Source organism: Legionella cincinnatiensis (assembly GCF_900452415.1).
In the GTDB taxonomy this organism is placed as follows: domain Bacteria; phylum Pseudomonadota; class Gammaproteobacteria; order Legionellales; family Legionellaceae; genus Legionella; species Legionella cincinnatiensis.
The window spans coordinates 677,712-690,349 of the sequence record NZ_UGNX01000001.1; the positions used below are offsets into that span (position 1 = coordinate 677,712).

Sequence of the window (12,638 nt, forward strand, 5' to 3'; positions counted from 1 at the left end):
GAGGCTAGAACTTACATCTATTCTTTTATCGCAGGTTCTCTTTTTTTATTGTTTTCATTCCGAGCAGTAGGAGCTTTATTCGATTGTTGTGGCTGATTCGTTTTTTTACGATGCATGCCAGAACTTGTTGAGCCACTACTTGTGTTTGCCCGTTGTTGCGATCCAAGCGATCGACGTCTACGGTTTGTCGATTTTTTGTCTCCAGAAGAATTTTTAGAAGATTTAGCATGAGCATGGCCGCGGTTTTGCATTTTGGGCAATTGACTCTGAGTTGTTGAAACAGTTGAATCAGTATGTCCACCAAATAAGCTAGTCCACAATCGCTTAATGAAACTCGTTTGGGCACTTTTTACTGGTTGATGTTCAGCAAAAGATTTGACCGCTGGCTCATTCTGTAAAGAAAGGTCTGTTTCACTACTCGAAACTTGCAATTCAGGTTGTTGAATTAAGCTATAACTGGGTTTCTTAGATTTGCCTACGTTGTCTTCTTTCAAACGAGTAATTGAATATTGAGGTTGATGCATATAAGGATTGGCAATGATCATTACAGACACTCCATGTCTTTTTTCGATATCTCTAATGTAATTGCGCTTTTCATTCATAATGAATGTAGCCATTTCAGGCGGAAGCTGAACCTGTATCTCAGCAGTTTTTTCTTTCAATGCTTCTTCTTCGATAAGTCGTGTAATGGATAAGCCATGTGATTGGATATTACGAACAGTACCACGTCCTTCACAACGAGGACAAACCTCCTGAGCACTTTCACCAAGAGATAACCTCAGTCGTTGACGGGACATTTCTAAAAGACCAAAACGCGAGATACGACCAACTTGAATACGTGCACGGTCAGCTTGTAATGCTTCTTTTAAGCGGTTTTCAACCTCGCGTTGATTTTTACTGGAACTCATATCAATAAAATCAATTACTACTAAACCACCCAAATCACGTAGACGTAATTGACGTGCAATTTCGTCTGCTGCCTCTATATTGGTATTTAAGGCTGTTGCTTCAATATCGGCTCCACCTGTCGCTTTGGCAGAGTTTACATCAATTGAGACCAATGCTTCAGTTCTATCAATGACCAACGCACCTCCAGAGGGCAGCATAACCTGTCGTTGATAGGCGGTTTCTATTTGGCTTTCGATTTGATAGAAATTAAATAAAGGAATGCTGCTATTATAGAGTTTTAAGTTGGGTAAAAACTCAGGTTTGACTCGCTCAATATACTGTTTTGCTTTAATATAGGAAATCTGATCATCAATGATGATTTCACTAATTGATTTGCGTAAATTGTCACGGATTGAACGAATAATCACATCACCTTCTTGGTGAATTAGGCAAGGAGCTAGTTCTGTATTATAAGCTTGTTTAATTGATTGCCATTGATTACAAAGCATATCCAGATCATCTTGCAATTCTTCCTGGCTTTTGCCCACCCCGGCTGTTCGAATAATAAGCCCCATATCTTCAGGGAGAACCAGCGCATTAAGTGTTTCTCGAAGTTCATCTCGCTCTTCACCTTCTATTCGTCGTGAAATGCCGCCGGAACGCGGGTTGTTAGGCATGAGAACCAGATAGCAACCTGCTAAAGTAATAAAGGTTGTAAGTGCCGCACCTTTGCTGCCCCGTTCTTCTTTATCCACTTGAACTAATAATTCTTGGCCTTCACGGATTAACGAAGTGATTGGTGGTTTTTCATCGCCAAACTCCTCCGGATTTTTACTTAAATATTCAGGTGCAATTTCTTTGAGTGGTAGAAAACCTTGACGTTTAGCGCCATATTCTACAAAAATAGCATCGAGACTAGGTTCTCTACGAGTAACTGTCGCTTTGTAAATATTACCCTTTTTTTTCACTTCACCCGGACATTCAATATCCAGATCAAATAAATATTTATCTTTAATAAGTGCAACACGAACTTCCTCAGTTTGCATTGCATTGATTAACATTTTTTCCATCTATGTACCCCATATTTAGGGCGCTGTCATTTAAGATGAGATAAGGACTATTTATAAATCTACTATTTTGAACAAAATGCCTTGATTTTCTGTGCTATGGTGCATACATATTTCGTGTATGCTGCACTTCATTGCTCGAAAATCATGGTATTTTGTCCCAACCTAGCGAATTGTAAATAAGTCTGCTTATAAGGCTCACTCCTTAGAGGTTCAATGCGATGGCTGACATTCCGATTCTCTTGTCTGGGCGCTAAATTTTCTATGTTTCGTTGCTGCATAGAGATGTATGCTTTATTGCAATTGCTTGAAAATTTAGTCATTTCACCATAAGCCGGTAATAGGTCAGCGTCATCTGGGATTGAACAATAAGTGATGTGATCTTTAGGCGAGCCCATAGCCTTGTGGACAGACCTCATGCATGTTCCCTGTACAATAGACTTTCGAAACGTTAGGGGCAAAGCGAATTGCTTTTTCAACACAGCGCCCGAGTCCTCGTGTTTTGTCGTGGACATTTTAATCGGGTATTCCGTATTTCCTTGCACTTTCTTCTTTGCGAAGCGTTGCGAAAAAGATCTAATAAAAGGTGCACACTGTGAAATATACTGGTCACGAGCTAAGTGGGTTGAAAAAGTAAGCCAACGGCGTGTGATAGCCCTGAAATAATTCGTAATCGGTATAAAGCATGTCTGGCATGCATAGGTTTCTGTCAAAAATATGATCAATTTAGCCCTGGCATTGGGTCGCTTCCTTATATCTCTAAGCTTAAATGGAAGCGCTATTTTTCTTGTAACTACATTTAAAGTATATGTAGGTTGGCTTAATGGCCCAATTTACTCAATTATCCATATATACTTTAAAAGTAAATAGTCACGCTTTTTTTCTATTTATGCGTTATAATTCGGTTGCATGAAAATTTTCCATGCTATTGGCGATCATATCAAAAAAATCGCACACAGCAAACAGGTTTATTGACAATGAGTGAAGTAAGTTATAAAGAAATTAGCAATGAAGAAGAAGGACAACGCCTGGATAATTACTTAATTCGCGTTTTAAAGGGTGTTCCTAAAAGCCATATTTATAGAATTATACGTGCAGGGGAAGTGCGAGTTAATAAAAAAAGAGCTCAAATTAATTCAAGGTTACATACTGGGGATAGGGTACGAATTCCTCCGATTCGTGTTTCAGAATCAAAAGAGGTTTTTGTTGGTAGTACGTTAGCAAAGCGCTTGCAAAAGTCTATTATTTTTGAAGATACTAGTCTTCTGGTAATTAATAAACCAGCAGGTATTGCAGTTCATGGAGGAAGTGGTTTAAGTCTTGGTGTAATCGAGGCTTTGAGAAAAACTCGATCTGATTTAGCATACCTTGAATTAATACATCGTTTAGATAAAGAAACTTCCGGCTGCCTTTTACTCGCAAAAAAAAGAAGTGTTTTAAGGGCAATACATGCTTTACTTGAAGCGCGAGAGGTACAGAAAACTTATTGGGCATTATTGACGCATCGTTGGGAAGGAAAAAAGCAAGTAATTGTTCAGGCTGCACTTGAAAAAAATATTTTAAAATCAGGTGAGCGCATCGTTAAGATTAAAGAAGAAGGTAAGGCTTCCGAAACAGTATTCAAGCTTCTTGAAAACTATGAGCAGTCCTGTTGGATTGAGGCCAGCCCAAAAACAGGTCGTACCCATCAAATCCGCGTACATAGTGCTCATTTAGGACATGTGATCGTCGGAGATAAAAAATATGGAGCACTTGCAGGACAGGTAGAAGGGATAGATAATCAGCAACATCGTCTTTTTTTACATGCACGAGCCATTCAATTTGAATTAAACGGTAAAAAGCATTTGTTTCAAGCCGATGCAGACGAACAATTTTCTACTACACTAAAACAATTGCGTGCGAGGAGCGTAGTGTTCGATGAGCAATCCATATGAGTTGGTAGTATTTGACTGGGAAGGTACTATTGCAGATACTTTAGGAGTAGTCTTGCATGTAGTTTCTACAGAAGCAAATTTGCTGGGTTTTGGTGATTTTGATTCTTTTGAAGCGAGAAAATACGTAGACTTGGGTTTAGTACAAGCATTGAAGAAAGCATACCCTCACTTATCCGCAGTACAGCACCAACAATTATTGCATGCAGTGCAACAAGCTATGTATTCTCGTCCATTAGATGTGTGCTTGATGCCTGGTGTTCATGAACTCATTTCTCAATTACACAAAGCTCAGATAAAATTAGCCATTGCAACGAATAAAGGACATCAATCTTTAGTGCGTGCCTTGCAAGCTACAGGACTTGATAAGATGTTTCAAGTAACACGTTCTGCAGGGCAAGTGCCCGCAAAGCCTTGTCCGCAGATGTTGGAAGAAATTATAGAGGAAACAGGTGTTACTCCGAATACAACGTTGATGATAGGTGATTCACCTACAGATATGGAAATGGCACGAAATCTTAAAGTAGCGGCTGTAGGAGTAGATATTTACCATCAGCAAGAAGCCGTACTTAAGGCAGCAGGAGCTTTAGTAGTATTCGATGATTATAAACAGGTAGCTGAATTTTTAAATTTAGCGAGAGATAATTGAGTCATAGTACCTGTTATTATTTGGGGGCTGCTCATTGGATGGGGTGTGCTCTATTTAGTCATATGTAAAAGGGAGTATCAAGCGTTGAGTACATTAACCAGTTTGCCTAATTTATTAACTTTGCTGCGCATTGTTCTGATCCCAGTGTTAGTGATTGTTTTTTATTTGCCATTTAAATTTGCCTACGCTTTGACTGCAAGTATTTTTGCTTTAGCAAGTTTTACTGATTGGTTGGATGGTTATTTAGCAAGGAAGCTGCAAATGATGTCTCCTTTTGGTGCTTTTCTGGATCCTGTTGCAGATAAATTATTAGTTTCTACCAGTTTGTTGCTATTAGTCGGCGCTAACAGTATCCATTACATTACGATTCCGGCAATTGTTATTGTTGGGCGTGAAATTGTGATTTCAGCATTGCGCGAGTGGATGGCTGAGATAGGTAGAAGAGCAAGTGTTACTGTAGGCTACGTAGGTAAAATAAAAACTTTTTTACAGATGGTCGCTTTATTTTTATTATTAGCGTTTAATTCATTGGATTCTTGGGGCGGCATTTTCGGTTTTGTGTTGCTTTATGTGGCTGCAATTTTAACTATTTGGTCTATGATTATTTACTTAGCAATTGCTTGGCCAGAATTAACGAAAAAAAATTAATTTTATTATTGACAGATAATTAATTTTAGGTAGAATCACACCCCGTAGAGACGCGGGAATAGCTCAGTTGGTAGAGCACAACCTTGCCAAGGTTGGGGTCGCGAGTTCGAGTCTCGTTTCCCGCTCCAAATTAAGCGACGACCATGTCGCTTTTTTTTTAGAGTGTGTCGGTTTAGAAGTATCAAAATGAGGCTGTGTGGCAGAGTGGTCATGCAGCGGCCTGCAAAGCCGTGTACGCCGGTTCGATTCCGGCCTCAGCCTCCAAAAATGATTGCCCAGGTGGCGAAACAGGTAGACGCAAGGGACTTAAAATCCCTCGGTGGTAACACCATGCCGGTTCGATTCCGGCCCTGGGCACCAATTACACATTTTGTAATGGTTCGCAAGAGTTCAAATTAGTACGTAACTGATTGATTTATAATAAAATAACGTAGACTTTCCTCTCTCAAATCGTTCTCAACTATTCGTAATTTTTCGGGTCTTCCCCAAATCCGGGAGCACTAATCAAGAACACAAAACTTTAACCCTTAATCTGTAATTTTCAAAATTTCTAAACCCATAAGCACGTCGTTGAATCAGTTTCATCTTCCGATGGAACCCTTCTGTAATGCCGTTGTTTTTAGTAAATCGCCACATTCTAACCACTTCTTCTCGCCATTGATATAATGTTTTACCTAGAGTCTTTAGTGATTCAAAAGGACTTTCTTTCAGACTGGCAACCAGTTTAAGAAAAAGAGGTATTACATCATGATGATTCTCTTGGTTCTCTATGTTCCCCAAGACAAGCTAATACTAACATTGAGCAGGGATCCAGAATAATTGAATCCATTTGTGATTGTGGTTATTGTCCACCATTTTGTACTTGTGACCATTATAAATTATCTGGTTAATTTAGCGTTATTTCCTGTAAAATTCAGGAAATATGCAGGAAATTATGGTGGAATATGGCAAAATTTAAACCAGGTGAATCAGGTAACCCAAGGGGTAAAAAAGCAGGGATATTAAACAAACGAACCGAGTTGATAAAGGCGTTTGAAACCCATGCTGGAGCACTAATTAACAAAACGATAGATCTTGCCTTGTCAGGAGATACGATTGCGTTAAGGCTTTGTATTGAGCGGTTGGTGCCTAAGGCAGTAAATAAGGCTGCTACGGTTTTTATACCTGATCTATCAATGACTGAAACAACAAAAATTATACCAGAACTATTAAAATCTCTTTCTGGCCAGGAAATTAGTGTGTCTGATATGAAAAACCTTATGGACATTTTTATTGCTCATGATGATGAGGTTGCTGCTAAAAACAAAAAGCATGAAAAGCTGGAGATTACGACTAAAAATCCAATTGAAGCGGCAAAAATATATCAACAAATCATGATGAGAAAGATCTAATTTATTTTTGCCATTATTTTGAGATTATTAGTGATTAATTCGCTCATTGTGTAAACCAAAGTTATTCGCCTAATTGCTACACTTGATTAATAAAAAATAAACAATAAAATGTCGCTAAAGAAGTCTTGGAACGCTCATCCACGATGAAGTTTATTAAATAAATCTTCAATGTAGGTAAATAATTAATGAATCCGTCAAATATGATTAAATCACCATCTACTGTAAGGCAAAAAGGTTTCAACTTTAAGTTGGAGAATAATATTCAAGATAACCCTGAGCCTATAGATGGATTTTTTCCTATGAGGGAATGGCAAAAAGAAGCTTTTGATAAGTTTAAAGATGCTCCTTTAATGATATTAAATGCACCAATGGGAAGTGGGAAATCTTGGATGATGTGTTTTTTATCAGCGTTTAAACTAAAGCATGATCCAAAGCTTCGTTGTGTCATTACTGTGCCTCAGACTATTATTGCTTCAGGCTTCATTAAGGAAAAACTTATGATGCCAGATGGCGAAAAGATTTTTTGGCTCGCTGGTCATGATTTATGTTCTAATAAACAAAATGAAGGAACCATAAGATATGTTATTAAATGGTTGGGTAGTAATGGGAATTTGCTCTCCGATCGAATTCTTGTTTGCACTCATGCTACGATAGCCCTTGTTTATAAGAAATTGTATGAAGAAAGGCAATTAGATTTATTATCAAATTTATTGTTATGGGTAGATGAAGCCCATCACGTCACAAGCTCGTCGTCGCAAGATGAGCAACTAAGCCCAATTAATACCAGCAATGCTCTTGGTAAGTTAGTATCGTATTTATTCCATTCAAGTTCATCAAATAACCAAATAGGACTTGCAACAGCCACTTATTTTAGAGGAGATCAGCGTAATTTGATTCCTAATGAAATGGAGAAGGAATTTAAAAGATATAATCTTCCGTATGATAGATATTTAGAAACGATGACTCATCTTAGATCTTTCAATTTTGATTTTATTATTTGTGGTCAGGATTATACCAACGCTATAGAGGGCTTAGTAAAAGAGCGAAAAAAAGACATTGTATATATTCCAAGACCTAATTCTCTTTGTTCTACTGGAAATAAGCATCAAGAAGTTAAAAATATTATAAGTCAATATCAAGGAATGTACGGTGAACAAGAAAATCAAGAAAATAAAATATTAATAACCCTTACGAAAGGCGATGAGTCATTCAAAATTCTTGATCTAGTAGATGAGTGCAATAGAGAGCAGAAAAAGAGCTATTTATGTGGCAAGACGATTAAAGAACATAGGCACGATGTGGATGTGATCATCACTTTGGGAATGTTTAAAGAAGGTGCTAATTGGGTTTGGGCTGAACGAAGTATTATAATTGGGACAAGATCTTCTCTTGTAGATACCATTCAAATGATTGGAAGACTTTTTCGTGATGCTGAAAATAAAAACCATGTAGAAGTTGTGCATCTATTGCCATTTTCACTAGAGCAAAAAGATGAAATAGTTTTCAGAGAAAATTTAAATAACTATTTGAAAGCCATTTATGCTTCATTAATCTTAGAAAATATTTTTAATCCTGTAACGATTCAAATTCCAAAAAGTGTTGAATCAGAAAAAAATTCAAGCATTCCAGAGCATAAACCAGTAACCAACTGGTTAAGTAAATTAGTTCCAGATGAAATTCAGCAAAGTTTATTATTTGAAGATATTATAAACCATTGGATAGATATTCCAGTTGGGGCACCTAAGGAGGAGTTTTTAAAGAGTGCAGAACCTATCTTAGATAAATACGACATAAAAGAGCATAGAAATGAGTTACTGACGCAAATTTTAGGACAGCTTACTCGTCGTACATTATATATGTCAGGATTATCAGTAGATGAGATTAATTTTGATATTTTACAAGATACGCATGCTTTAGGGTTTTTGCTAAGATATACAAGTGGATCAAGTGATATTAATACATTCCAAAAATTGCGTGAAGCAATTCAAAGGGGGCGCCCACCCTTAACAATGGAAATAATTGAGACATGGATTGAGCAATTTTTTAATAAATATCAAAAATATCCTTTACGAAATGATAGCCTTATTGAATTTGCTGAGGGTAACTATTATGGCGATACATGGAGTAGAATTGATACTGCTTTAAGAGAGGGTCTTCGTGGGCTTCCTGTTGGTTCAAGTTTAGCGAAATTAATGGATACAAAATTTGGGGTACGTAACTCACTGGATTTGCCTCAGTTAGATACTGAAGAAATTAAGGCTTGTATGCTTTCATACTTCAATAATACAGGAAAGTGGCCTGATGAAAAATCAGGCGTGATACCTGAGTTACCATATGACACGTGGAGTTCAATTGGCTCTGCATTACATAAAGGTACACGCAATCTTCCTAAAATTAGCTTAGCTGAATTGCGAAACCAGCTTATAGGGCGAAGTTGTAAGTTAAATCTTGAAACCATTAGAAAATGTATAAATACATATCATGAGCGAGAAGGAAAATGGCCTAATAGAAATTCTGGCGCAATACCTGAGTTGCCTGGTGATGATTGGAGCATAATTAATTCAGCTTTGAAATCTGGATCCCGAGGACTTCTAGGCGGCTCTAGTCTGGCTTTAATGCTTAGTGCTGATTTTGGAGTACGTAACGAAAAAAATTTACCAGACTTGGATATTGAGACAATAAAAAAATGTATGCTAGCACATTGCCAGCGTACAAATACTTGGCCCAATGAAAGGTCTGGAGAAATTCTTGAGCTACCTGGAGAGACTTGGAATAGAGTTGGTTCAGCTTTGTATAGAGGAAAGCGCGGTCTTCCTAAATCGAGTCTTGCAACTCTAAAAGAAAGTTTTGGTGAAAAAAATCATTATAATTCACCTAAACTAACCATTGAAGAAATAATAAGTTGGATACAAGCATATCATAACGAGACGGGTAATTGGCCAACTGATAAATCTGGAGTAATTGCCTATGCACCTTATAAAATAACTTGGTGCGCAGTTAATATAGCATTAAAAGATGGGTTACGAGGACTGGCAGGAGGCTCTACATTGCCTAAATTACTTAATGAAATATTTGGTGTGCGTAACCCTAAAGATCTGCCAGATTTAAATCTTAAAACAATCAGAAAATGTATAAACGCGCACCATGATCGAGAGGGAAAATGCCCTAATAGAGATTCTGGCACAATACCGGAGCTTCCTGGAGAGACCTGGTCTGCCGTAATTACTGCTCTAACTAAAGGCAGCCGCGGACTTGAAAAAGGATGGAATATAACAAAACTGCGCAAAGAATTGGTTAATGAGTAATCAATAAGTTAGTATAACCTCCTTTTCCTCTAAGGTCATTGTAGTAGTTGAAAACATATTATGGTAGTAAGCAAGTCTTTTGATGAGAAGGTTATATCGCTTGTAACCAGTATCAACCTAAGAAAAAATATAACGACTATGAGGATGGTTAAGAGTGAATGACAAAAAGAAAGAAGATAAGGCTATTCTTAGCGATCATAAGAAAATAGGAAAAAAATTAATCCCCCCATTCCTGCAGATGCCAAATGTAGAACAGATTTCATTCGCTGAAACAGTTCTTCCTAGCCTCATCTGGCTTTCAGCTATATTTATTCGTCATCCTGATAACGAGGCAGTGAGAAAATCACTGGATTTTCTTAAAAAATGTACGGATATTCTAAAAGAGCCGAATGCCTTGGTATTTATGAATAATTTTGAGCAATTAAATAATGAGCAAAAACTTAAAATTATGACAGAATTAGATGAGGATTTGGTTTGTTTTTTACGTGAGAACTTAATACATCAACATGTTTTATTAACGCAGTATCCACTGTCTTTTTTATTTAATAATTACACAGGAAACTGTGATAAAAATAAAGCTATTCTCATGTTAAGAGAAGACGTTGCTGCCTTGCTTAACCGACGCTCTCTTATTGCAACAAAAGTTCAGACCACGGCTTTTGTATCTATGTGCACTAGTGGAAAATTAAAATTAAGCTCAAGCATCAATATGCCAGATCTTAACTCCATTTTTATTGATCCAGACTCTGATGACAGTAAAAAAGTTGCTTCAATGATGAGAGCTAGTATGAATATTAATGCTGGGTTTAAGGATGAGGCAGGCGATAACAGTTGGGCTGAACATTTTTGGCACGAAGCTTTTTTACTTGAGGAATGCACCTAATGGAAAATGAAAACGTTGTTGTTAAGTTTTTAAAAGCATATGAATCTTATTTATCCTCTAGTTTCAAGGAGCTTTGGAGTAGGGTCAAGATCGAATACAACAAATTAGATGCTTATTCAGTTATTGGTGGATTATTATCTAGGCAAGTTACTTTATCTTTGGAAATGGCACGCTCGCCAAACACTTTAAATGGGCATTCTGCCCCATTATTTTTGAGAGCAATGACTGATTTACATATTACTCTTTCTTGGATGATGATGGATTTAGAGGAGCGTACCAAATTATATATTTTACATGGACTTGGTGATACTAAACTTTTAATTGAACATTACAAAAATCAAATTGATAATAATCCTGACGATACAAATGAACATATTGAAAAACTTATAGAGGTCAAAAGTGCATGGATAAACTCTCAAAGAAATGATTTTTTTGTTGAAGTTAATCTGGGGCATTGGGCACAGTTAGATACTCGCAAAATGTCTCAGGAGTCTGATTGCGAAGATCTTTATAAATTTGCGTATAAGACATTTAGTCAATCTGCACATAATATGTGGTCTCATGTTTCCGTATATAATTGTAAACCATGCGCTAGTTCACTCCATAAGCACCACCTAATCCCTGAATTATTTGAAGCTCCATTAGATTTGGATTATTTATATAGATCATGCAAGTATGTTGATAAGGCGTATAATTTATTTATTAATAATTTTAACTTAGAGCCAAATTTTTTATTACCGTTGGATTGGTGGGATAAATTTTTTCAGGACAGAAATGATTTGGAAAAAGCCAATAAATAACCCTAGGTTTCTCTAAGATGCTTTTTAAGCATTTGCATCAGATTGCAAAAAATACCAAAATAAGCGATAATCTAATTAAGAAAACCCACCAAGGCTATGCTCACAGAGTATCCTCAAACCGGTGGGTTACTTTTTTAAGTCTTAACAAATGAAGTTTACTAAGCCTTTTCTGTCTTTTGAACAACAAGCCATGTTGTTATCCGAACGTGGTTTAATCATCGAAAATGATACTGCCCATTATTTACAACATCTCAATTATTACCGATTGTCGGGGTATTGGATTCCGTTCCAGGAAGATAATAAAACCCATCGTTTTAAATCTAATGTACGATTTTCAGATATTTTAAATCTCTATCTTTTTGATCGTGAGCTTCGACTGTTACTACTGGATGCAATAGAGAGAATTGAAATATCTATTAGGACTCAATGGGCGCATTACTTTGCGGAGCTTAGCGGCTCTCATGCTCATTTAGAGCCTCACTTGAGCAAAAATGATGAGTGGCATGCGAAAAATATTGCTCAGTTACAAAAAGAATTAGCACGTAGTGATGAATTATTTATAAAACACTATCAAAATACTTATACTTTCCCAGATGAGCCCCCTATATGGGTAGCCTGCGAGGTAATGTCGTTTGGCCTTTTATCAAAATGGCTAAAATCAATGAAACCAGGGGAGCCTTGTAACAAAATAGCCAGAGCTTACGAGCTAGATTATGATGTTCTGGTTAGTTTTATCGAATACCTCGCTTACTTGCGTAACTTATGCGCTCACCACAGCAGAGTATGGAATAGAAAAACAACAAAAACCATCAAGATTCCACGCTCAAAGCCGCTTGAACTAATCAGTAGTTTTAATAATGAACCTTTATCAATAAGAAAACTCTATAATCCTTTGGTTCTAGTTATTCATTTACTGAAAATTATTTGTCCTGATAATCATTTTAAAAATCGATTGATAGCTCTGATGGAAAAACATGCTATTCCCTTAGGTGCAATGGGTTTTCCTAATGATTGGAGACGAAAAGCTGTTTGGGCTGATAAAGATTAAGCCCTTAATAATTGCTGGAGGTGGGTCG

9 protein-coding genes, 3 tRNA genes and 1 pseudogene are annotated in these 12,638 nt (G+C 37.0%); 11 read left to right on the plus strand and 2 right to left on the minus strand.

The features are described from left to right. Positions 1-17: 17 nt before the first annotated feature. Positions 18-1,958 (minus strand): Rne/Rng family ribonuclease, encoded by a 1,941-nt coding sequence (locus DYH34_RS02980; RefSeq protein WP_058465067.1) that lies wholly within the window; start codon positions 1,956-1,958, stop codon positions 18-20. 974 nt (positions 1,959-2,932) lie between these two features. On the opposite strand from DYH34_RS02980, the gene DYH34_RS02990 reads away from it, so the two are divergent. From DYH34_RS02990 to DYH34_RS03015, 6 genes are all read left to right on the plus strand, one after another. Further along, on the plus strand, positions 2,933-3,889 hold the full coding sequence (locus tag DYH34_RS02990) for an RluA family pseudouridine synthase (protein ID WP_058465068.1): 957 nt from the start codon (positions 2,933-2,935) through the stop codon (positions 3,887-3,889). Next, a complete protein-coding gene (locus DYH34_RS02995) occupies positions 3,873-4,535 on the plus strand; it encodes an HAD family hydrolase (RefSeq protein ID WP_058465069.1) in 663 nt (220 codons plus the stop codon). Before DYH34_RS02990 ends, DYH34_RS02995 begins: the two co-directional genes overlap by 17 nt. A gap of 84 nt (positions 4,536-4,619) precedes the next feature. Beyond that, positions 4,620-5,183 (plus strand): CDP-diacylglycerol--glycerol-3-phosphate 3-phosphatidyltransferase, encoded by a 564-nt coding sequence (pgsA, locus tag DYH34_RS03000; RefSeq protein WP_058465088.1) that lies wholly within the window; start codon positions 4,620-4,622, stop codon positions 5,181-5,183. Between the two features lie 52 nt (positions 5,184-5,235). Continuing rightward, positions 5,236-5,311 (plus strand) — tRNA-Gly (locus DYH34_RS03005). A gap of 62 nt (positions 5,312-5,373) precedes the next feature. Next, a tRNA-Cys gene (locus DYH34_RS03010) sits at positions 5,374-5,447 on the plus strand. 9 nt (positions 5,448-5,456) lie between these two features. Then, a tRNA-Leu gene (locus DYH34_RS03015) sits at positions 5,457-5,543 on the plus strand. Positions 5,544-5,687: 144 nt separating this feature from the next. Here the strand turns inward: DYH34_RS03015 and DYH34_RS03020 are convergent. Continuing rightward, positions 5,688-5,927: pseudogene (locus tag DYH34_RS03020) on the minus strand (transposase); the annotation flags it as partial. 200 nt (positions 5,928-6,127) lie between these two features. On the opposite strand from DYH34_RS03020, the gene DYH34_RS03025 reads away from it, so the two are divergent. The 5 genes from DYH34_RS03025 (at position 6,128) to DYH34_RS03045 (ending at position 12,610) form a co-directional block, all read left to right on the plus strand. Further along, the gene (locus tag DYH34_RS03025) at positions 6,128-6,574 is read left to right on the plus strand and encodes a DUF5681 domain-containing protein (protein ID WP_058465071.1); all 447 of its coding nucleotides are present in this window, start codon (positions 6,128-6,130) and stop codon (positions 6,572-6,574) included. A gap of 299 nt (positions 6,575-6,873) precedes the next feature. Further along, positions 6,874-9,879 carry a DEAD/DEAH box helicase gene (locus tag DYH34_RS03030; RefSeq protein WP_280524241.1) on the plus strand — a complete coding sequence of 1,002 codons (3,006 nt, stop codon included), beginning with the start codon at positions 6,874-6,876 and terminating at the stop codon, positions 9,877-9,879. A 154-nt stretch (positions 9,880-10,033) separates the two neighbouring features. Next, positions 10,034-10,762, plus strand: a complete 729-nt coding sequence (locus DYH34_RS03035) for a hypothetical protein (protein WP_058465073.1) — start codon at positions 10,034-10,036, stop codon at positions 10,760-10,762. Beyond that, positions 10,762-11,562, plus strand: coding sequence for a DUF5677 domain-containing protein (locus DYH34_RS03040; protein WP_058465074.1), 801 nt, complete (start codon positions 10,762-10,764; stop codon positions 11,560-11,562). Before DYH34_RS03035 ends, DYH34_RS03040 begins: the two co-directional genes overlap by 1 nt. A 148-nt stretch (positions 11,563-11,710) precedes the next feature. Continuing rightward, positions 11,711-12,610, plus strand: coding sequence for an Abi family protein (locus DYH34_RS03045; RefSeq protein ID WP_058465075.1), 900 nt, complete (start codon positions 11,711-11,713; stop codon positions 12,608-12,610). Positions 12,611-12,638 lie beyond the last annotated feature (28 nt).

Coding starts and splice junctions, on each gene's coding strand:
- DYH34_RS02980 (WP_058465067.1), bottom strand. CDS start 1,958: ATGGAAAAAATGTTAATCAATGCAATGCAAACTGAGGAAGTTCGTGTT.
- DYH34_RS02990 (WP_058465068.1), top strand. CDS start 2,933: ATGAGTGAAGTAAGTTATAAAGAAATTAGCAATGAAGAAGAAGGACAA.
- DYH34_RS02995 (WP_058465069.1), top strand. CDS start 3,873: ATGAGCAATCCATATGAGTTGGTAGTATTTGACTGGGAAGGTACTATT.
- DYH34_RS03025 (WP_058465071.1), top strand. CDS start 6,128: ATGGCAAAATTTAAACCAGGTGAATCAGGTAACCCAAGGGGTAAAAAA.
- DYH34_RS03030 (WP_280524241.1), top strand. CDS start 6,874: ATGAGGGAATGGCAAAAAGAAGCTTTTGATAAGTTTAAAGATGCTCCT.
- DYH34_RS03040 (WP_058465074.1), top strand. CDS start 10,762: ATGGAAAATGAAAACGTTGTTGTTAAGTTTTTAAAAGCATATGAATCT.
- DYH34_RS03045 (WP_058465075.1), top strand. CDS start 11,711: ATGAAGTTTACTAAGCCTTTTCTGTCTTTTGAACAACAAGCCATGTTG.